Raw genomic sequence first — 19,514 nt, forward strand, 5'->3', positions numbered from 1 at the left:
GCCGCAGGCTCAGGCCGGCGCCGGCCCGAAGCCATGGCTCTCGGCGGCCTGCTCGCAGGGCACGCGCTCGACCTGCACGGTGGAATGGTGGATGTCGAAGCGCTCCGCCAGCAACGCGCGCAATCGCAACGTCAGCGGCGCCAGGTCGGCCGTGCCCGGCGTGCACACCACGTGCACGCTGAGGCTCACCTTGCCGCTCGACAGGGCCCACACGTGCAGGTCGTGCACGCTGGCCACGCCCTCGCCGCCGAGCAGCGCGCGCTCGATGGCGGGCAGGTCCACGTCGTCGGGCACGCCTTCCAGCAGCACGTTCAGGCTCTCGCGCAGCAGTCGCCACGTGCGCGGCAGCACCCACAGCCCGATGGCCACCGCGACCACCGAGTCGACCCACGCCCAGCCCGTGAAGCGGATCACCAGCGCACCCACGATCACGCCGACCGAGCCCAGCATGTCGGCCCACACTTCCAGGTACGCGCCCTTCACGTTGAGGCTGTCGTCCTTGCCCGCCGCCAGGATGCGCATGCTCGCGAAGTTGACGGCCAGCCCGCCCACGGCCACCCAGAGCATGGTGCCCGACGCGATCTCGGCCGGCGACGAGAGCCGTCGCCAGGCCTCGTACAGCACATACATCGCCACCGCGAACAGCAGCACGGCATTGAGCATCGCCGCCAGGATCTCGAAGCGGTAGTACCCGAAGGTGCGCCGCCGGTCGGCCGGCCGGCGGCCGATGCGGATGGCCGCCAGCGAAATGGCCAGCGCCGCCGTGTCGGTGAACATGTGGGCCGCGTCGGAGAGCAACGCCAGGCTGCCGGACCACAACCCGCCCGCCACCTCGATCACCAGGTAGGTGGTGGTCAGCAGCAGCGCCCAGCGCAGCGCCTTCTCGTTGCCGCCCGCGCCATGCGAATGGCCGTGGGCCTGGGAATGGTCATGGGCCATGTGAACCTTGCGTGGCGGGTGTTGGGGGTGTAGCGGGTGCCAGCGGCGTGCCGTGCTGCGTTTCGTCCGCTTCCTGCCGCACCTCGTCCTCGTCGCGCCGGTGCGCCAGGCGGTAGAGCAGCGGCAGCACCAGCAGCGTGAGCGCAGTCGAGGAAAGGATACCGCCGATCACCACCGTCGCCAGGGGCCGCTGCACCTCGGCGCCCGTGCCGGTGGCGATGGCCATCGGCACGAACCCCAGCGAGGCGACCAGCGCCGTCATCAGCACCGGGCGCAGCCGCGTGAGCGCGCCTTCTCGGATGGCCGCGTCCAGCGCTAGGCCGTTGTCGCGCAGGTTGCGGATGAACGAGATCATCACCAGCCCGTTGAGCACCGCCACGCCCGACAGCGCGATGAAGCCCACCGCCGCCGAAATGGACAGCGGAATGTCGCGCAGCCACAGCGCCACGATGCCGCCCGTGAGCGCGAACGGGATGCCGGTGAACACCAGCAGGCCGTCCTTGAGGTTGCCGAACATCGCGAACAGCAGCGTGAGCACCAGCAGCAGCGACACCGGCACCACCACCTGCAGCCGCTCGGTGGCCGACGCCAGGTTCTCGTACTGGCCGCCCCACACCGTCCAGTAGCCGGCGGGGATCTTCACGTTGCGCATGGCTTCCTCGGCCTCGGCCACGAAAGAGCCCAGGTCGCGCCCGCGCACATTGGCGCTCACCACGATGCGGCGCTTGCCGTCTTCGCGGCTCACCTGGTTGGGACCGGGCGCAATGTCGAGCGTGGCCACCTCGCCCAGCGGAATGAAGCTGGCGCGCAGGCCCTCGGCGCCCGCTCCCTTGGGCAGCGCCACGGGCAGCCGCTTGATGGCTTCCAGGTCGGTGCGCAGGTTTTCCGGCAGCCGCACGATGATGTCGAAGCGCCGGTCGCCGTCGAACAGCGTGCCGGCCTCGCGCCCGCCCACCGCGATGGAAATCGCGTCCTGCACGTCACCCACGTTCAGGCCGTAGCGCGCGGTCTTCTGGCGATCGATGTTCACGGTGAGCATCGGCAGGCCGGTGGTCTGCTCGACCTTCACCTCGGCCGCGCCGGGGATCTTGCCGAGCGCCTGCGACACCTCGGCCGCCGTCTGGTTGAGCACGTCCATGTCGTCGCCGAAGATCTTCACGGCCACGTCGCTGCGCACGCCCGAGATCAACTCGTTGAAGCGCAGTTGAATGGGCTGCGAGAACTCGTAGTTGTTGCCCGGCAGCTTTTCCACTTCTTCCTGCACGGCGGCGAGCAGCTCGGCGCGCGTGCGTCGAGACGCGCCGTCGACCGCGGGCCACTCGCTCTCGGGCTTGAGCATGATGTAGCCGTCGGAGATGTTCGGCGGCATCGGGTCGGACGCGATCTCGGCCGTGCCGGTGCGCGCGAACACGCGCTCGATTTCCGGAAACTTCGCCTTCAGCGTGCTTTCCAGCTGCTTCTGCATCTGGACCGACTGCGTGAGGCTGGTGCCCGGAATGCGCAGCGCCTGGATGGCGAAGTCGCCCTCGCTCAGGCTGGGCACGAACTCCGTGCCCAGGCGCGTGGCCAGCAGGCCCGACAGCACCACGGCCACCGCGGCCACGGTGATGACCAGCGCCTTGGCTTGCATCACGCGCGCCAGCAGCGGCTCGTAGCCGCGCTTGGCCCACAGCATCAAGCGGTTTTCCTTCTCGCTGACCTTGTTGCCGATGAACAGCGCCACGGCCGCGGGAATGAAGGTGATCGACAAGATCATCGCGCCCAGCAGCGCAATCACCACGGTGAAGGCCATCGGGTGGAACAGCTTGCCCTCCACGCCCGTGAGCGCAAAGATCGGCAGGTACACGATCATGATGATCAGCTGGCCGAACAGCAGCGGGCGCCGCGCCTCCTGCGAGGCTGCGAACACCTCGTGGAAGCGCTCGCTGCGCGTGAGCGGCCGCCCGTGCTTCGCCTGCGCATGGGCCAGGCGCCGCACGCAGTTCTCCACGATCACCACCGCCCCGTCGACGATGATGCCGAAGTCCAGCGCCCCCAGGCTCATGAGGTTGGCGCTGACCTTCTGGTTCACCATGCCGGTGAAGGTGAACAGCATCGACAGCGGGATCACCAGCGCGGTGATCAGCGCCGCGCGGATGTTGCCCAGGAACAGGAACAGCACGGCAATGACCAGCACCGCGCCCTCGAACAGGTTCTTCTTCACGGTGGCGATGGCCTTGTCGACCAGCACCGTGCGGTCGTACACGGTGACCGCCTTCACGCCCGCGGGCAGCGTGCGGTTCACTTCCTGCATCTTCCTGTCGACCGCCTGCGACACGGTGCGGCTGTTCTCGCCGATCAGCATGAACACCGTGCCCAGCACCACCTCGCGGCCGTTGTCGGTGGCCGCGCCCGTGCGCAGCTCCTGCCCGATGCCGACCTCGGCCACGTCCTGCACGCGCAGCGGAATGCCGCCCGCGTTGCCAAGAATGACGTTGCCGATGTCTTCGGCCGACTTCACCTGCCCCGGCGCGCGAATGAGGTACTGCTCGCCGCGCTTCTCGATGTAGCCCGCGCCCACGTTGGCGTTGTTGCGCTCCAGCGCGGTGACCAGGTCGGTCATGCTCAGGCCGTGGGCCAGCAGCTTGGCCGGGTCGGGCGCGATCTGGAACTCCTTGGCGTAGCCGCCGATGGAGTTGATCTCGGTCACGCCGGCCACGTTGCGCAGCTGCGGCTTGATGATCCAGTCCTGGATCTCGCGCAGGTCGGTCGGCGAATACGGCTGGCCGTCGGCCTTCTTCGCGCCCTCTTCCGCCTCCACGGTCCAGAGGTAGATCTCGCCCAGGCCGGTCGAGATGGGCCCGATCACCGGCGAGATGCCGCTGGGCATGCTCTCGCGCGCCGACTGGATGCGCTCGTTCACGAGCTGGCGCGCGAAGTAGATGTCGGTGCCGTCCTTGAAGATCACCGTCACCTGCGACAGGCCGTAGCGCGACAGCGAGCGCGTCTGCTGCAGGCCGGGCAGCCCGGCCATGACGGTCTCGATCGGGTAGGTCACGCGCTGCTCGGTCTCCAGGGGGGAGTAGCCGGGCGTGGCGGTGTTGATCTGCACCTGCACGTTGGTGATGTCGGGCACCGCGTCGATGGGCAGCTTCTGGTAGCTGAACACGCCGAGCGCCGCCATGCCGAGCACGGCGAGCAGCACGAACCAGCGCTGCGCAATGGAAAAACCGATGATGCGTTCGAACATGCGGCGTCCTCAGTGCGTGTGCGTGGCCGAGCTCTTGCCCTGCTGCGACTTCACGACGAAGCTGCCGCTCGCGGCATAGGCGGCGCCGGGCGTCAGGCCGCCGACGATCTCCACGCGCTTGCCGTCGCTGCGGCCCGTCTGCACGTGCTGCGGCACGAAGCCGCCGGGCACGCGCAGGAACACCGTGGGCTTGTCTTCCACCGTTTGAATCGCCTCAGCCGACACGGTCACGGGCGCGTCGGTCTCCGAGGCCACGAGCTCGACGTTCACGAACAGGCCCGGGCGCCAGATGCGCTGCGGGTTGGTCAGCGTGACGCGCGCGGTGGCGGTGCGCGTCTGCGCGCCGATGAGCGAGCCCACGTAAGACACCTTGCCGGCGGCCGTCTGGTCGAAGGCACTGGCGCGAATGGTCACCGGCTCGCCGATGCGCACCAGGTTCAGGTTGCCGGCGGCCACGCTGATCTCGGCCCACACGCTCGACAGGTCGGAAATGGTGAACACGTTGACGTCTTCCTTCACCGACTCGCCCAGCGCAATGTGCTTCTCGACCACCATGCCGTCGAAGGGCGCGCGCAGCTCGTAGCGACCGAGCGCGGCCGAGCCCGGGGTGGCGCCCAGCGCCAGCAGCTTCTGGTTGGCGTTGGCCACCTCGATCCGGGCCTCCTGCATGGCCTGCTCGGCCTGCAGGTAGTCCTGCTGCGGGGATATCTTTTCTTCCCACAGCTTCTTCTCGCGCTCGTAGGTGGTGCGGGCCAGCGCCAGCCGGCGCTGCGCCGTCTGCAGCGCGCTGCGCTGCTCCGACAGCGAAGGGCTGGACAGCACGGCCAGCACCTGGCCTCGCTTGACCTCCTGCCCCAGGTCGGCCGACACGCCCTCAACCACGCCCGCCACGCGCGGCACCACGTGGGCCGTGCGGTCTTCGTTGAACTTGATCTCGCCGGGCAGCTGCAGCGCCAGCTTGATGCGCGCGGGGCCGGCGCTTGCGATGGCGATGTCGGCGGCCTTGACCTGCGCGTCGGTGAAGGCGATCTTTTCTTCGCCTTCCTCGTGTGCCTTGTGTTCCTTGTGTTCCTTGTCCTCGCCGCCCTCCTTGCCAGGCGCGGCGGCGGCCTTGCCCGGTGCGCCACCCTCGGGTTTCTTGCCCTCGGCGTGGTGCTCCTTGTCGGCATGGCCGGCGGCCTCGCCGTGACCGTGGTCGTGGTCCTTGTCCGCTTCCTTGGTCGTTTCCTTGCCGGCCTCCTTGCCGTGGGCCTCGCCCTCTTCGTGGTGCTCGCCGTCGCCGTGCCTGGCCGCTTCGGCGTGGCCGGCCGCCTCGGGCTTGGCGGGCGAGGTGCGCAGAATCATCGCGCCGGCGCCGAGCCCCACGACGAGGACCACCGCGATGGCGATCCACTGCTTCTTGCCGATGCGCTCGGCCACTGGTTTGCGTTCTTGTGCGTTCATGGTGTGTGGAAACTGGGGTTCAGCGCGCGACGGGCGTCGCGAGCGGGAGTGCAAGGGCGGCGTCGTCGCCGTGGCGGCCCAGCAGCCGGTCGAGGTCGCCGGCCGCGCGGTGCGCGTCGGCCAGCGCCAGCAGGTACTGCGCGCGCACCTGGAACAGCGTGCGTTGCGCGTCCAGCGCCTCCAGGAAGCTGAACTTGCCGAGTTCGAAGCCCCTGGTCGCGGCCTTGTAGGCGGTCTCGGCGCCGGGCAGCGCGTCGCGCTGCAGCGTCTGGGCGGTGGCGCGCGCGGAGTTCAGGCGCTCGGTGGCCTGGGCCACGTCGGTGCCCAGCTGCAGCTCGGCAGCGGCCAGTTCGTCGCGCGCCTTCTCCTCGCGGCTCAGCGCCTCGGCCACGTTGCCGCGGTTGGTGTCGAAGATCGGCAGCGGAATCGACAGCCCCACCACCACCTGGTTGCGCCGCCCGCCGCCCGTCTCGCCTTCGGAAGACGGCACGCGCTTGGCACCGAGCGACACGGTCACGTCGGGCATGCGTTTGGCCTGCTCCAGCTCGGACAGCGCCCGGCGCCGTTCGACCTCGAGCCGCGCCTGCCGCACCACGGGCGCGGCGGCCAGCAGGCTTTGCATGTCCTGTGCCGGCGCCATGGCCGGCAGCTGGTCGACCGCGCCGTCCACCTGCGTGAAGCGCGGGGCCGCGTTGCCCCACAGCGCGGCCAGCTGCTGGCGCGCCGAGCGCAGCGTGCCTTCGGCCTGCAGCAGCTCGACGCGAATGCCCGCCTCGGCCACGCGCGCCCTGGTCTCTTCCAGCGGCGAGACCTTGCCGGCGGCCACCCGGTTGGCGGCCGCGCGGGTGCCCGACTGCGCAAGGCCCACCGAATCCTGCGCAAGGCGCAGCCGCTCCTGCGCGGTCAGCACCTCGAAGAAGGCAGTGACGGTGGCCGCGCGAATCTCGGCGCGGCGGGCGTCCAGCGCCGACGCGGCCTGGTCGCGCGCGCGCTCGGCCGCCGTCACCCGCGCCGCGCGCTTGCCGCCCAGTTCGAGGGGCTGGTTCAGCATCAGCGTGGTGGTGCGGTTGTCGCGGCGCAGGTCTTCCACCTGCGCGTCGAGCGTGGGGTTGGGCCAGGCGCCGGCCTGCACGATGGCGGCCTCGGTCGCGTCCTGCTCGCGCGATGCGGCGTACAGGCCCGGGTTGGCCTGCAGCGCCATCGCGAGCGCGGCCTGCAGGTTCAGCGGGCCGGAGGGCTCCAGCGTGCGCGTGGCCGCACGGGAGGACGAATGAGGGGAGCCGGCCGAGGTCTGCACGACCTGCGAAAAAACCGGGGGCGCCGCCAAGGCCAAGACGGCCAGCGGCACGAAGAGCGTGCGCATCGAATTCTCCTGGGTTGCAAAACAACGGACGGACGAATTCGGCGAGAAAGGCTCAGCTGATGATGAAGATCAGAAGGTGGGTGGGTTCTCTCGCCGAATCAGAGGGCGAGAGACCAGTCGGGCCGCACGGGAACGTCGGCGATGTGCGAGGCGAAGCGCTCGGCGGGCGTCATGCGCGGGGTCTGCGCGATGCGGGCCGCGGCCAGCGCCGGCTCGGTGGAGGCGTCGGCATGCTGTGCCCAGCCTGCATGGCAGACCGCGCAGTCGCCGACCACGGCATTGGGCTGCGTGCTCGAATTTTTCTGCGCCCCCTCGCCGCTGTGGCTGCGGTCGGTGTCCCGGCCTTCGCTGTCGTGGTGGCCCCAGTGCTCGGGCTGCGTGTCGCGCTCGTGCTGGCAGTACGCCGATGCCGCGGCCCAGCTGAGCTGCAGCGGCAAGAGAACGAGCAGGAAGATGAGGAGCCAGCGGCGCATGGAGGCAAAAAGTATATCGGCGGCCTTCGGCGCGTCTTGCGCCAATGCCCCTGCAATCCGCAGGCCCGGCGCAATGTATGACGGCAGGGGGAGCGTTTGTCCGTCAATAGGATTACTAAATCGTAACTGGCGTAGCGAAAGCGCTTCGTTACCATCTATCGATGCGCATTCTTGTCATTGAAGATGAGCCCAAGCTCGGCGACTACCTCAAGAAGGGACTCGAAGAGAACGGCTATGTGGTGGATATCGCCCGCGATGGCATCGAAGGAAAGTACCTTGCGACGGAGGGCGACTACGCCCTCGTCCTGCTCGATGTGATGCTTCCCGGCATCGACGGCTTCGGCGTGCTGCAGGCCATACGCCGCACGAAGAACGTTCCCGTGCTGGTGCTCACCGCGCGCGACAAGGTCGAAGACCGCGTGCAGGGGCTGCAGCAGGGCGCGGACGACTATCTCGTCAAACCCTTCTCTTTTTCAGAGCTGCTGGCCCGCGTGCAGGCGCTGCTGCGGCGCGGCAAGCCGCAGGAATCGACCCATCTCCGGCTGGCCGACCTCGAGGTCGACCTCATCAGCCGCAAGTGCGCACGCAACCGCACACGCCTGGAGCTCACGGCCAAGGAGTTCACGCTGCTCGTCGTGCTGCTGCGCCGGCGCGGCCAGATCCTGTCGCGCACCACGCTCGCCGAGCAGGTGTGGGACATGAACTTCGACAGCGACACCAACGTGGTGGAGGTGGCCATCCGCCGCCTGCGCAGCAAGCTGGACGACCCGTTCGACGTGAAGCTGCTGCACACGGTGCGCGGCATGGGCTACGTGCTGGAAGACCGCTCCTGGGCATGAGCCCGCGGCCGCAACGGCTCTCGCTGCAGCGCCGGCTGTCGCTCTGGTTCGCCGCGCAGACGCTGTTCGGCCTGAGCGTGGTCTGCCTGGCGGTGTACATGGTCACGGCCTGGAGCTTCGGGCAGAAGCAGGAAGACGAGATCGGCCAGAAGGCCGTGCTGGTACAGCACCTGCTGCAGGAGGCCGAAAAAGGCGGCGACCTGGTATTCCTTCGGCACAAGCTGGACGACTTTTTCTCGATGCAGGACGACGTGTCGCTGCGCATCTCGCACGCAGGCCGCGAGCTCTTCCAGTCCACCCCCGCGCCGGGCGCCCACTGGATGCGGCGCGACCTCGAGGTGCCCTGGACGCAGGGCGGCACGACGCTGCAGCTGTCCGTGCAGCTCGGCGTGAACATGGTGCAGGAGGTGCGGCTGCTGCGGCGCCTGGCGTGGACGCTGCTGGGCGCCGTGGTGCTGGGCACCGCGCTGGTCTCGCTCACGGGCATGTGGCTGGTGCGGCGCGGCCTGCGCCCGCTGAGGGCGCTGGCCGACCGCACCGCGGCCATGGCGCCCGACAAGGCCAACCAAGCCATCGACGCCATGGCCTTCGCCGAAGAGCTTCGCCCGTGGATCACGCAGTTCAACGCGCTGCTGCTGCGGGTGCAGCGGGCCTATGTGCAGCTGGAGTCCTTCAATGCCGACGTGGCGCACGAGCTGCGCACGCCGCTGGCCAACCTGATCGGCTCGACCGAGCTGGCGCTCACGCGCCCGCGCAGCAACGAGGAGCTGCAGACGGTGCTGGCGTCCAACCTCGAGGAAATCGGGCGGCTGTCGGGCATCGTCACCGACATGCTGTTCCTGTCGCAGGCCGAGCGCGGCGGGGCGATGCGCAAGCGGGCCGCCACGCAGCTGGCCGTGCAGGCCGCCGACGTGATCGACTTCTACGACGCCATGCTGGAAGAAGCCGGCCTGCGCGCCGAGGTGCGGGGCGACGCCACGGCCGACGTGGACGCCGCGCTGATCCGGCGCGCCCTGTTCAACCTGCTGGGCAACGCGATCCGCTTTGCCGCGCCGGCGTCGACCTTGCGCATCGAGATCGGGGAAGACGACGCGAACGAGTTCGCAGTGGCCGTGGTCAACCAGGGCGAGCCGATCGACCCGGCAGCCCTGCCCCGCCTGTTCGAGCGCTTCTACCGCGCCGCGCACGCCCGCGACGGCTCCACCCGGCACCACGGCCTGGGCCTGTCGATCGTGGAAGCCATTGCGCGCATGCACGGCGGGCGCGTGTTCGCGTCGAGCCAGGGCGGCGAGACGCGCATCGGGTTCACCGTGCGGCGCGGGGACTGAGCCGCCGCCGCGCGCCCTTCAGGACTTGGCCGCCGCGCCGACCTCTGCAGTGCCGGCCGGCACGCTCGCCTTGCGGCCGATGAACAGGTTGATCAGCGGCCCGGTCATCGCGGTGGTCACCAGCGCCATCACCAGCAGCATCGTGAACAGCTCGGGGCCGATGAGGCCGGCGTCCAGCCCGATCTTCATGACGATGAGTTCCATCAGCCCGCGCGCATTCATCAGCGAGCCGGTGGCCAGGCTGTCGCGCCAGCCGTAGCCGGCCATGCGCGCGCCGATGGCGCCGCCGGCGATCTTGCCGAAGGCGGCCACCGCCAGGATCAGCATCATGGCGCCGAAGCCCGCGCCCGAGAATGCGCTGGACGTGGTGCCCAGCCCCGCCAGCGCGAAGAACAGCGGCATCAGCACCACGATCGAGATCGGCTCGATGCGCTCGGTCAGCGACTTCAGCAGCCGGTCGTCGCGCGGCAGGCAGGCGCCGAACAGGAAGGCGCCGAACACCGCATGCAGGTGCAGCCACTCGGTGACCAGCGCGGTGGCCAGCAGGCCGATCATCAGCGCGGCCATCAGCGTGATCGACGGCTCGCCCTCGGGCGCCTTGGTGCGCAGCAGCCAGGCGAAGGCCGGCTTGACGGCCAGGAACAGCACGCACAGCACCACCACCATGCCCAGCGTGGTCTTCAGCAGGCCGTGGAAGCCCTCGCCCGCGCCGACCATCGCCACCACGAAGGCCAGCAGGATCCAGGCGAACACGTCGACCACCGCGGCCGCGCCGAGCGACAGCTGGCCGAAGGAAGTGCGCGTCATGCCGCGGTCCTTCAGGATGCGCGCCATCACCGGGAACGCGGTGATCGACAGCGCCGCCGCGATGAACAGCGCAAAAGGCCAGAAGCCCACGCCGGCCGGTGCCAGCGAGGGATGCAGCGCCGGCGCGATGGCAATGCCCAGCGCGGCCGGCACCACGGTGCTCAGCACGCCCACGTAGCCGGCGGAGCGCAACTGCTCGCGCACGCCCTGCGACGCCCGCAGCTCCAGGCCGACCACGAACATGAACAGCACCAGCCCCAGCGTGGACAGCGACGACAGCCCCTGCAGCGACTCCTTGGAGAACAGCTGCGCATGCAGCGAAGGAAACAGCGCACCCATCACGACCGGGCCCAGCATGAGCCCCGCCGCCATTTCGCCCACCACGCTGGGTTGGCCCACGTAGCGAAGCACCCAGCCGCAGACGCGCGCGGTGGTCAGGATGACGATGAGTTGCAGCAGCAGCGAGGTGGCGGACATGGATCGGATCGCTTCGTTGACAAAAGTGTCCGCAATGTTAGTTCGAACCCGGTTCGCGGCGCCAGAGGCTCGCCAGGCCGGGGGATGCAATGGCATGATGGCCCGCACCCGCCATGGAGTTCCTCAAGTTCATCCGCTCCGTCGAAGAGCTTCTGTACGAAGTGATGACGTGGCTGCTCTTCTATCCCAGGACGTTCTGGCGCGTCCTGCGGCACCCGCTGGCCCTGGCAGCAAAGGCCGAAGCCGAACTGAGCGAGCCCGACGAAGAGCAGTTCACCGATCTCGTGAGCCCGCCGCTGTTCCTGATGCTGTCGGTGCTGCTGATGCACCTGGTCGAGGTGGGCCTGCACACCCAGCTCGCCAGCATCGGCAGGCCGACGCCGCTGGCCAGCCAGGTGCTCGCCTCCGAAACCAACCTGCTGATCTTTCGCGCCATTGCGTTCAGCATCTTCCCCATGTCGATGGCGGTGGGCCTGCTGGGCAGGCAGAAGCGCGCCATCGACCGCACGACGCTGCGCCGGCCGTTCTACCTGCAGTGCTTCCTGGCAACACCCTTCATGGTGGCCTGCTCGGCGGCGACCCTCTTCGGGCAGCACGTCTCGGGCGTGGCGGCGGGTGTGGTCGTGCTGGTGGCGACGGCGTGGTACCTGGGTGTAGAGACCGCGTGGTTCCGTTCGCGGCTGGGCATCGGCCGCGGGCGGGCGCTGGCCATCTCGGTCTGGCTGCTGACGGTGGCGCTGGTGCTGGTCATGGGCGCGGGCCTGCTGATCTTCAATCCGACGCTGTCCACGGGCGGGCCGGCGAGCAGCTGAAGCTCAGCGTGCCGCGCGCATCAGCCGCAGCCCGTTCGCCACCACCAGCAGGCTCGCGCCCATGTCCGCGAACACGGCCATCCACATGCTCGCGCTGCCGAACACGGCCAGCACGAAGAACACCGCCTTGATGCCCAGCGCCAGCGAAATGTTCTGCCACAGCACCGCATGCGCGCGGCGCGACAGGCGGATGGTCTCGGGAATGCGGCGCAGGTCGTCGTTCATGATGACCACGTCGGCCGCTTCCATGGCGGTGTCCGTGCCGGCGCCGCCCATGGCAAAGCCGATGTCCGCCTGCGCCAGCGCGGGGGCGTCGTTGATGCCGTCGCCGGTCATCGCGACGGCGCCGTAGCGCTGCTGCAGGGCCTTGATGGCGGCCAGCTTTTCTTCCGGCAGCAGGTTGCCGCGCACGTCCTCGATGCCGGCATGCGCGCCGATGTTCTTCGCGGTGGCGGCGTTGTCGCCGGTGAGCATGACGGGCACCACGCCCAGCGCTCGCAGCTCGGCCACCGCGGCCTGGGACGATTCCTTGATGGTGTCGGCCACGGCGAACAGCGCGAGCACGGCCTTGTCGGACGCCAGCAGCGTGACGGTGCGCCCGGCCTCTTCATGGCGCTGGAGCTCTGCCTCGAGTTCGGGCGAACACAGCCCGCGCTCTTCGATCAGGCGGTGGTTGCCCAGCACATAGGCCTGGCCCGCGACCGTGGCCTGCACGCCCCGCCCGGGCAGCGCGGTGAAGTCGGCCGCCTCTTCGAGCGCCTGCTCGCCCGCTTTCTCGCGCGGCCCCTTCAGCCCCTCGGCGATGGCTTTGGACACCGGGTGGTCCGAGCGGCCCGCGATGCGCGCGGCCGTTGCGAACACCACGGCCTCGCTGGCCGAGGCATCGAGCAGCGACGAGGCCACCAGCTTGGGCTTTCCTTCGGTGATGGTGCCGGTCTTGTCGAGCGCGATCGCCTTGAGCTTGCGCGCCTCCTCGAGGTAGGTGCCGCCCTTGATGAGAATCCCGCGCCGCGCGGCCGAGGCCAGCGCGCTCACCACGGTGACGGGCGTGGAGATGACCAGCGCGCACGGGCATGCGATGACCAGCAGCACCAGCGCCTTGTAGAGCGCCTGCAGCCACGTCCAGTCCATGAACAGCGGCGTGAACACGGCCACGGCCAGCGCCATCACGAACACCGTGGGCGTGTAGACGGCGGCGAAGCGGTCGACGAAGCGTTGCGTCGGCGCGCGCGAGCCTTGCGCTTCCTCCACCGCATGGATGATGCGCGCGAGCGTGGTGTTGGCGGCCACCGCCGTCACGCGGAACTCCAGCGCGCCGGTCTGGTTGATGGTGCCCGCGAACACCGGGTCGCCCACGGTCTTGTCGACCGGAATGCTCTCGCCCGTGACCGGCGCCTGGTCGATGGCGCTCGTGCCCGCGGTGACTACGCCGTCCAGCGGCACACGCTCGCCGGGGCGGATGCGGGCAATGGCGTCCAGCGCGACGGCATTGGCCATCACGGACTGCCAGCTGCCGTCGGGCTGCTTCACTTCGGCCTGCTCGGGCGCGAGCGCCAGCAGGCCCTGGATGGCGTTGCGCGCGCGGTCGACGGCGCGGGCCTCGATGAGCTCGGCAATCGCGTACAGCGCCATCACCATCGCGGCCTCGGGCCACTGGCCGATGACGAACGCGCCGGTCACCGCCACGGCCATCAGGGCATTGATGTTCAGGCGGCCGCGCACCAATGCGGCAAAGCCTTTCTTGTAGGTGTCCAGGCCCGCCAGGCCGATGGCACCGAGCGCCAGCACCATCTCGGCGGCCATGAACCCCTTGCCCTCGAACCCCATGAACGAGATCGACTCGGCCGCCACGGCCAGCACCAGCGCGGCGATGAGGCGTACCAGGCCCACGCTCATGCCCGCGATCTGCGCGGGCGCGGCGGCGGCCTGCGTGCCCGACGCGGGGCCGCCCGCGGCGTTCAATGGCTCGGGCTTGAAGCCGGCCTTGCGGATGGCGGCCAGCGCCTCGGGCAACGCGCCGTCGTCGGTGGTGATGGCCATGGTGCGTTCGCCCAGCCGAAAGCGCAGCGCCTTGACGCCCGCCACGGGCTCGAGGGCACGGCGGATTTCGGACTCTTCGACGGCGCAGTCCATGGTGGGGATGCGAAAGAGCAAGGCGCCTTGAGGCATGTCCGCCACATCGGGCGCCAGCGGCACCGGGCCGTGGCTGCCGGCGCAGCAGGCGTCGGCGGCATGCGGGTGGGCGTGCGCAGGGGCTTGGGTGGGTGCATGGTCATGGCCGTGGTCATGACCGTGGCCATGGTCGTCGGCATGTGAATGCGCATGCGGCGCGGGCTGCTTCAAGGCGTTCTCGTTCGTCATGCAACCGATTGGAAACCCTGAAGCAGGTGTAGAGTCAAACGCTCTTTTCCATTCGTTCATTTGCCGCATCATGAAAATCGGGGAACTGGCCAAGGTCGCGAACACGCCGGTCGAAACCATCCGGTACTACGAGCGCGAGCAGCTGCTGCCCGAGCCCGCGCGCACCGACGGCAACTACCGCATCTACGACGAAGACCACGCCCAGCGCCTGGGCTTCATCCGCCGCTGCCGCTCGCTGGACATGACGCTCGACGAGATCCGCAGCCTGCTGAAATTCCGCGACGCACCGCAGGAAGACTGCGGCCAGGTCAACCAGCTGCTGGACGACCACATCGGCCACGTGGCCGCGCGCATCGCGGAACTGAAGATGCTCGAGAAGCAGCTGAAGGCGCTGCGCCTGCAGTGCGGCGGGCCGATGTCGGCGAACGCCTGCGGCATTCTGCAGGAGCTGGACACGGCGGCCGGCGCGCCCGACGCCTTCGCCCAGCATGCGGGCCACGTGCATGGCGCGCTGCATCCGCCGGCCAAGCGCGCCGGCTGACCTCCCCGCGGCGCCGCTTCCTACGCAGGCGGCGAGCACGGCTGGATTTGCCCCGTCTTCTGGAGCAAATGCACTAGGCCATCTGGTGCATACGCAGCTGTTTCGAGGCACGGCGCAAACCTAACATTCCTTTCACCAGGCAGCTTCGCCTGGGCATTTTTCGAAAGGAATCCGCCATGAACAAGAACACCGTCGACGGCACGCTCAAGCAGGTCAAGGGCTCCGTGAAGGAAGCGCTCGGCAAGGTCACGGGCAACGACAAGCTCGAGGCCGAAGGCGCCACGGAAAAGGTCGAGGGCAAGGTGCAGGAAGGCGCCGGCAAGGCCCAGCAGGCCGCCAAGGACCTGGCCGACAAGGTGCGCCCGTCGAAGTGAACGCGCATCGCACCCTCCCCCATTGAATGAAGGACGACAACACCATGTTCGAACGAACCGAAGGCGCGATGCAGAACATCGCAGGAAAGATCCAGGACGCCGTGGGCGGCGCCACGGGCAATGTCGGCACGCAGATCGAAGGCAAGGCACGCCAGGTCGCCGGGCGCACGCAGCAGGGCTACGGCGAGGTGCTGGCCCAGCTGCGCAGCGCGGCGCGCACCAGTCCCGTCGCCACGCTGGCGGCGGTGGCGGCCGTGAGCTTCATCGCCGGCGCGCTGTGGTCCCGGCGCTGAGCGCGCCGTCCCATCGAACATTCAGGGAAGCAACAACATGAACACAACCACCCTCCTGACGGCCGAAAGGCTGCGCCCTTGGCCGTCACGCGTCTCCTGGGGCGCCGTCTTCGTCGGCCTGTTCCTCGCACTCGCGACCTACCTGTTCCTGGGCGTGCTCGGCACGGCCGTGGGCTCCGGCGCCATCGATGCGCTGGGCGAACGCAACCCGCTCGCCGGCTTCGGCACGGGCACCGGCCTGTGGGTCGGCGCGTCCACGCTCATCGCGCTGGCCGTGGGCGCCTTCTTTGCCGGGCGCTCCGCGCCGGGCAAGGGCATCCTGCACGGCGTGCTGTGCTGGGCGGTGACCACGCTGGTCACGGTCTATGCCATTTCGTCGCTGGCAGGCGGCGTCATCGGCGCGGCCTCCGGCGTGGCGGGCACCGGCCTGTCGCTCGCCGGCCAGGGGGTGGCGGCCGCCGCGCCCACGCTGGCGTCCGGCGTGAAAGACCAGCTGCAGAAGAACGGCATCAACTTCGACCTGTCCGACGCCCGCGCCCAGCTCGAAACCCTGCTGCGCCAGACCGGCAAGCCCGCGCTCGACCCCGACAAGCTGAAGGCCGACGCCCGTGCGGCAGCCAGCGACGGCAAGGCGAGCGCCGCAGATGCGGCCACCACGCCGCAGACCTCGGCGGACGATCTCGCGGCCTTCTTCGAGCGCCTGCGCCAGAAGGCGCAGCCCGGCTTGGACGCGGCCGACAAGGACGCGCTGGTGAACATCATTGCCGCGCGCACCGGCAAGAGCCGCGCCGAAGCCGAGCAGGTGGCGAACAACTACGAGCAGAGCTTCAACCAGGCGGTCGCCAAGTACAACGCCTTCAAGCAGCAGGCCGAGCAGAAGGCCCGCGAAGCCGGCGATGCGGCGGCCAAGGGCGTGAGCCATGCCGCCTGGGCGGGCGTGATCGTCCTGCTGCTGGGCGCCCTGGTGTCGGGCGGCGCGGGCTTCCTGGGCCGGCGCAGCAGCCCCGACTGACCACAGAAAAAGCGGAAGGCACCGCTCTGCGCGGCCGGGTTCTAATGGCGCGCATGCGGGCTTTCCGCGGTTCGAGACGTACACGATGAACGATCGCGTTCTACAGACCCAGACCGACAGACGACAGCTCCAGCAGATCATCACCGGCCTCACCGAGGGCGTGATGCTGGTCGAGCCCGACCAGCGCATCGTCTGGGCCAACGAGGCCGCGCTGAAGATGCACGGCGTCGGCACCGTGGCCGACCTGGGCGGCAACGTCACGCAGTACCGCGAGCGTTTTCGCCTGCGCTACCGCAACAACCACCCGCTGCAGGAAGGCCAGTACCCGATCGAGCGCGTGATTGCCGGCGAATGCTTCAGCGACGTGATCGTCGAGGTGTTTCCGGCGCACGACGAAACGGTGAACTGGGTGCACCGCGTGCGCAGCCTGGTGCTGACCAACACCGACGGCGAGCCCGACTGCCTCGCGCTCATCCTGCACGACGCCAGCGAGTGGGCCAGCGCCGAGAACCGCTTCGAGAAGACCTTCAATGCCAACCCGGCGCCCGCTGTGATCTGCCGCCTGAGCGACCAGCGCTACATCAAGGTCAACCAGGGCTTCCTGGAAATGACGGGCTATGTGCGCGAACAGGTCATCGGCCGCTCGGTGTACCAGCTCGACGTTTTCGAGAACGCCGACAAGCGCGACCTGGCGGTGGAGCGGCTGGGCGAAGGCGGCACCATCCCGCAGATGGAGGCCGAGCTGCGGCTGCCCGACGGCGGCCACAAGCCGGTGGTGGTGGCCGGCCAGCCGATCGACATCGGCGAGGAGGCCTGCATGCTCTTCACCTTCATGGACCTGGAGCCGCGCCGCAAGGCCGAGAGCACGCTGCGCCAGAGCGAGGAACGGTTCCAGAAGGCGTTCCGCATGCTGCCCGTGCCCAGCGCCGTGCTGGGGGCGCAGGACCTGACGCTGCTCGACATCAACGAGGCGTTCACCGCGGTGACCGGCTACGCGCCCGAAGACCTGGTCGGCCGCGCCGCGGACACGGCCGGCATCTGGCTGGACGATGCGCGCGAAGCCATCGCGGCCCAGCTGGCGCAAAGCGGCAGCGTGAGGGCCGCCGAGTTCCGCGTCGGCCGCAAGGACGGCGAGCCCGTCGACTGCCTGGTGTCCGCCGAGAACGTGACGATCAACGGCCAAGCCTGCGTGCTCATGGCCTGGCTGGACATCAGCGAGCGCAAGCGCTCCGAGCTGGAGCTGGTCAGCGCCATCGAGACCGTGATGAAGGACGCCTCCTGGTTCAGCAAGTCGCTGATCGAGAAGCTGGCCAACGTGAAGCGGCACAATGAGCAGGGCCGCGCCCCCCAGCTGGACGACCTGACCCCGCGCGAGCGCGACGTGTTCGACGCGCTGTGCGAAGGCCAGGCCGACAAGGAGATCGCCAAGAAGCTCGGCGTGGCGCTGAGCACGGTGCGCAACCATGTGTCCACCGTGTACGCCAAGCTCGACGTGCACAGCCGCGGCGCGGTGGTGCTCTGGGCGCGCAACCACGGCTACTTCGTGGCGCGCCGCCCGCCGCCGGCGGACTGAAGCGCGGGCCTACTTGCCCACGAGCTGCGACAGCTTTTCCGCCTCGAAGCTCTGGTCGCGCGCCGCGTCGCACGGCACGCAGTCCTTGGTGCCCGGCTGGGCCGACAGCTTTTCGATGGCCTGCCACAGCAGCGCGATCTGGTGCTCCTGGCTGGAAGCGTTGTCGATCAGCCCGCGCATGGCCTGGCTCAGCGGATCGTCTTCCTGCGTGATGCCGTAGGCGGAGAACTTCTGCGGCGCGGCCACGTCGGCGCTTTCGCCACTCGCGCTGCTCTTCGACGGGATGATGCGTGCCGGAATGCCCACCGCCGTCGCCCCCGCCGGCACCGGCTTGATGACCACCGCGTTGCTGCCGATCTTCGCGCCGTCGCCCACCACGAATCCGCCCAGCACCTTGGCGCCGGCGCTCACCACCACATTGCGGCCCAGCGTCGGGTGCCGCTTGGCGCCCTTGTAGAGCGAGGTGCCGCCCAGCGTCACGCCCTGGTAGATGGTGCAGCCGTCGCCGATCTCGGCGGTCTCGCCCACCACCACGCCCATGGCATGGTCGAAGAACACCCGTTCGCCGATCTTGGCCGCCGGGTGGATCTCGATGCCGGTCAGGCCGCGCGCGCAGTGCGCGATGAAACGGCCCGACCACTTGAAGCCGTGGTTCCAGCACGCGTGGGCCCACCGATGCAGCACCACGGCATGGAAGCCGGGGTAGAGCGTCATCACTTCCCAGGCGCTGCGGGCGGCCGGGTCGCGTTCGAGGATGCACCGGATGTCGGCGCGCAGTCGAGAGAACATCGCTGCCTTTGTTTTCGTTATATCGATAGGGGGCGCGCAGTCTATAACCCGCCGTCATCGCGTACAGGCAATGGGGGTTTACGGACCCGTCGGGCCTGTCGGGTCCATCGGGGCGGTGGCGCCGCGGGGCGGGCGCGTGGCGTCGCTCATGGCCTTGGCGATGCCGCGCAGGATATGGATCTCTTCCGGCGTGGGCTGGGCCCGGTTGAAAAGCTGCTGCAGCCGCGGCATGAGCTTCTTGGGCGCCTGCGGGTCCAGAAAGCCGATCTCCACCAGCGAGCGCTCCCAGTGGTCGAGCATGCCGGCCACGGCCTGCGCGTCGGCCTGCACGGAGGGCGTGGCCTCGCGCACGCCATAGCCGCCCAGCGCCAGGCGCCATTCGTAGGCCACCACCTGGATGGCCGCGCCCAGGTTGAGCGAGCCGAACTTCGGGTCGGTGGGAATGGTCAGCGCCACGTTGCAGCGGTACACGTCTTCGTTTCGCATGCCGAAACGCTCGGAGCCAAACAGGAAGGCGACATGCTGGTCGCCCTGCTTTGCCAGGGGTTCCAGGTGCTCGCGCGGGGTGCGGGTGGGCGGGCCGAAGTCGCGCGCGATCATGGCCGTGGCGCACAGGTGGGTCACGCCGTCGAGGGCTTCATCGAGGGTCTCGACGATGCGGGCGTTTGTCAGCACGTCGAGCGCGCCGCTGGCGCGCTGGATGGTTTCCTCGCGCCGCAGCACGTTGGCCCAGCGCGGCGCCACCAGCACGAGGTCGTCGAAACCCATGGTCTTCATGGCGCGGGCGGCGGCGCCCACATTGCCGGCGTGGCTGGTCTGGATCAGGATGAAACGGGTGCGCATGGCGGGTTGGGGAGACAC

The 19,514-nt window shown here is 69.2% G+C and carries 17 protein-coding genes; 8 read left to right on the forward strand and 9 right to left on the reverse strand.

The window, feature by feature from the left end; genetic code table 11:
* Positions 1 to 9: 9 nt before the first annotated feature.
* From AC0IYU_RS21585 to czcI, 5 genes are all read right to left on the reverse strand, one after another.
* Positions 10 to 939, reverse strand: coding sequence for a cation diffusion facilitator family transporter (locus AC0IYU_RS21585; protein ID WP_472120872.1), 930 nt, complete (start codon positions 937 to 939; stop codon positions 10 to 12).
* The gene (locus tag AC0IYU_RS21590) at positions 929 to 4,168 is read right to left on the reverse strand and encodes a CusA/CzcA family heavy metal efflux RND transporter (protein WP_472120874.1); all 3,240 of its coding nucleotides are present in this window, start codon (positions 4,166 to 4,168) and stop codon (positions 929 to 931) included. The genes AC0IYU_RS21585 and AC0IYU_RS21590 overlap by 11 nt, the downstream gene beginning before the upstream one ends.
* A gap of 9 nt (positions 4,169 to 4,177) precedes the next feature.
* Positions 4,178 to 5,611, reverse strand: coding sequence for an efflux RND transporter periplasmic adaptor subunit (locus AC0IYU_RS21595; protein WP_472120877.1), 1,434 nt, complete (start codon positions 5,609 to 5,611; stop codon positions 4,178 to 4,180).
* A gap of 19 nt (positions 5,612 to 5,630) precedes the next feature.
* Positions 5,631 to 6,974, reverse strand: coding sequence for a TolC family protein (locus AC0IYU_RS21600; RefSeq protein ID WP_472120880.1), 1,344 nt, complete (start codon positions 6,972 to 6,974; stop codon positions 5,631 to 5,633).
* A gap of 98 nt (positions 6,975 to 7,072) precedes the next feature.
* Entirely contained in the window at positions 7,073 to 7,447 is a 375-nt protein-coding gene (gene czcI / locus AC0IYU_RS21605; RefSeq protein ID WP_472120882.1) for a cation efflux protein, CzcI family, read from the reverse strand.
* A gap of 161 nt (positions 7,448 to 7,608) precedes the next feature.
* On the opposite strand from czcI, the gene AC0IYU_RS21610 reads away from it, so the two are divergent.
* A complete protein-coding gene (locus AC0IYU_RS21610; RefSeq protein ID WP_435436568.1) occupies positions 7,609 to 8,286 on the forward strand; it encodes a heavy metal response regulator transcription factor in 678 nt (225 codons plus the stop codon).
* The gene (locus AC0IYU_RS21615; protein ID WP_472120885.1) at positions 8,283 to 9,614 is read left to right on the forward strand and encodes a heavy metal sensor histidine kinase; all 1,332 of its coding nucleotides are present in this window, start codon (positions 8,283 to 8,285) and stop codon (positions 9,612 to 9,614) included. The genes AC0IYU_RS21610 and AC0IYU_RS21615 overlap by 4 nt, the downstream gene beginning before the upstream one ends.
* 18 nt (positions 9,615 to 9,632) lie before the next feature.
* On the opposite strand, the gene AC0IYU_RS21620 is transcribed toward AC0IYU_RS21615, so the two are convergent.
* The gene (locus AC0IYU_RS21620; protein WP_472120888.1) at positions 9,633 to 10,898 is read right to left on the reverse strand and encodes a cation:proton antiporter; all 1,266 of its coding nucleotides are present in this window, start codon (positions 10,896 to 10,898) and stop codon (positions 9,633 to 9,635) included.
* Between the two features lie 113 nt (positions 10,899 to 11,011).
* On the opposite strand from AC0IYU_RS21620, the gene AC0IYU_RS21625 reads away from it, so the two are divergent.
* Positions 11,012 to 11,710: a hypothetical protein gene (locus AC0IYU_RS21625; RefSeq protein ID WP_472120890.1), complete on the forward strand. Its 699-nt coding sequence runs from the start codon at positions 11,012 to 11,014 to the stop codon at positions 11,708 to 11,710.
* Between the two features lie 3 nt (positions 11,711 to 11,713).
* Here AC0IYU_RS21625 and AC0IYU_RS21630 read toward each other — a convergent pair whose 3' ends face one another.
* Positions 11,714 to 14,071, reverse strand: a complete 2,358-nt coding sequence (locus tag AC0IYU_RS21630; protein ID WP_472120893.1) for a heavy metal translocating P-type ATPase — start codon at positions 14,069 to 14,071, stop codon at positions 11,714 to 11,716.
* A 70-nt stretch (positions 14,072 to 14,141) separates the two neighbouring features.
* Here AC0IYU_RS21630 and cadR point away from each other — a divergent pair, with 70 nt between their 5' ends.
* From cadR to AC0IYU_RS21655, 5 genes are all read left to right on the forward strand, one after another.
* Positions 14,142 to 14,612, forward strand: a complete 471-nt coding sequence (cadR, locus tag AC0IYU_RS21635; RefSeq protein WP_472120895.1) for a Cd(II)/Pb(II)-responsive transcriptional regulator — start codon at positions 14,142 to 14,144, stop codon at positions 14,610 to 14,612.
* Positions 14,613 to 14,788: 176 nt separating this feature from the next.
* Positions 14,789 to 14,986, forward strand: coding sequence for a CsbD family protein (locus AC0IYU_RS21640; protein WP_472120897.1), 198 nt, complete (start codon positions 14,789 to 14,791; stop codon positions 14,984 to 14,986).
* 44 nt (positions 14,987 to 15,030) lie between these two features.
* Complete coding sequence (locus tag AC0IYU_RS21645; RefSeq protein WP_472120900.1) at positions 15,031 to 15,279, forward strand: CsbD family protein; 249 nt, start codon at positions 15,031 to 15,033, stop codon at positions 15,277 to 15,279.
* Between the two features lie 37 nt (positions 15,280 to 15,316).
* On the forward strand, positions 15,317 to 16,291 hold the full coding sequence (locus tag AC0IYU_RS21650) for a hypothetical protein (protein WP_472120902.1): 975 nt from the start codon (positions 15,317 to 15,319) through the stop codon (positions 16,289 to 16,291).
* Between the two features lie 85 nt (positions 16,292 to 16,376).
* A complete protein-coding gene (locus AC0IYU_RS21655; protein WP_472120904.1) occupies positions 16,377 to 17,864 on the forward strand; it encodes a PAS domain S-box protein in 1,488 nt (495 codons plus the stop codon).
* 9 nt (positions 17,865 to 17,873) lie between these two features.
* Here AC0IYU_RS21655 and cysE read toward each other — a convergent pair whose 3' ends face one another.
* Together cysE and AC0IYU_RS21665 are read right to left on the reverse strand one after the other, a co-directional pair.
* Positions 17,874 to 18,674 (reverse strand): serine O-acetyltransferase, encoded by an 801-nt coding sequence (cysE, locus tag AC0IYU_RS21660; protein ID WP_472121040.1) that lies wholly within the window; start codon positions 18,672 to 18,674, stop codon positions 17,874 to 17,876.
* A 57-nt stretch (positions 18,675 to 18,731) separates the two neighbouring features.
* Positions 18,732 to 19,496, reverse strand: coding sequence for an RNA methyltransferase (locus tag AC0IYU_RS21665; protein WP_472120908.1), 765 nt, complete (start codon positions 19,494 to 19,496; stop codon positions 18,732 to 18,734).
* Between the last annotated feature and the right edge of the window lie 18 nt (positions 19,497 to 19,514).

It is taken from the genome of Variovorax sp. AC103 (assembly GCF_979254005.1).

What these genes read in the sequence shown, in the direction of transcription:
- AC0IYU_RS21645 (WP_472120900.1), top strand. Translation starts at nt 15,031, where the DNA reads ATGTTCGAACGAACCGAAGGCGCGATGCAGAACATCGCAGGAAAGATC.
- czcI (WP_472120882.1), bottom strand. Translation starts at nt 7,447, where the DNA reads ATGCGCCGCTGGCTCCTCATCTTCCTGCTCGTTCTCTTGCCGCTGCAG.
- AC0IYU_RS21625 (WP_472120890.1), top strand. Translation starts at nt 11,012, where the DNA reads ATGGAGTTCCTCAAGTTCATCCGCTCCGTCGAAGAGCTTCTGTACGAA.
- AC0IYU_RS21610 (WP_435436568.1), top strand. Translation starts at nt 7,609, where the DNA reads ATGCGCATTCTTGTCATTGAAGATGAGCCCAAGCTCGGCGACTACCTC.
- AC0IYU_RS21585 (WP_472120872.1), bottom strand. Translation starts at nt 939, where the DNA reads ATGGCCCATGACCATTCCCAGGCCCACGGCCATTCGCATGGCGCGGGC.
- AC0IYU_RS21665 (WP_472120908.1), bottom strand. Translation starts at nt 19,496, where the DNA reads ATGCGCACCCGTTTCATCCTGATCCAGACCAGCCACGCCGGCAATGTG.
- AC0IYU_RS21620 (WP_472120888.1), bottom strand. Translation starts at nt 10,898, where the DNA reads ATGTCCGCCACCTCGCTGCTGCTGCAACTCATCGTCATCCTGACCACC.
- AC0IYU_RS21640 (WP_472120897.1), top strand. Translation starts at nt 14,789, where the DNA reads ATGAACAAGAACACCGTCGACGGCACGCTCAAGCAGGTCAAGGGCTCC.
- AC0IYU_RS21615 (WP_472120885.1), top strand. Translation starts at nt 8,283, where the DNA reads ATGAGCCCGCGGCCGCAACGGCTCTCGCTGCAGCGCCGGCTGTCGCTC.
- AC0IYU_RS21630 (WP_472120893.1), bottom strand. Translation starts at nt 14,071, where the DNA reads ATGACGAACGAGAACGCCTTGAAGCAGCCCGCGCCGCATGCGCATTCA.
- cadR (WP_472120895.1), top strand. Translation starts at nt 14,142, where the DNA reads ATGAAAATCGGGGAACTGGCCAAGGTCGCGAACACGCCGGTCGAAACC.
- AC0IYU_RS21595 (WP_472120877.1), bottom strand. Translation starts at nt 5,611, where the DNA reads ATGAACGCACAAGAACGCAAACCAGTGGCCGAGCGCATCGGCAAGAAG.
- AC0IYU_RS21600 (WP_472120880.1), bottom strand. Translation starts at nt 6,974, where the DNA reads ATGCGCACGCTCTTCGTGCCGCTGGCCGTCTTGGCCTTGGCGGCGCCC.
- AC0IYU_RS21655 (WP_472120904.1), top strand. Translation starts at nt 16,377, where the DNA reads ATGAACGATCGCGTTCTACAGACCCAGACCGACAGACGACAGCTCCAG.
- AC0IYU_RS21650 (WP_472120902.1), top strand. Translation starts at nt 15,317, where the DNA reads ATGAACACAACCACCCTCCTGACGGCCGAAAGGCTGCGCCCTTGGCCG.
- AC0IYU_RS21590 (WP_472120874.1), bottom strand. Translation starts at nt 4,168, where the DNA reads ATGTTCGAACGCATCATCGGTTTTTCCATTGCGCAGCGCTGGTTCGTG.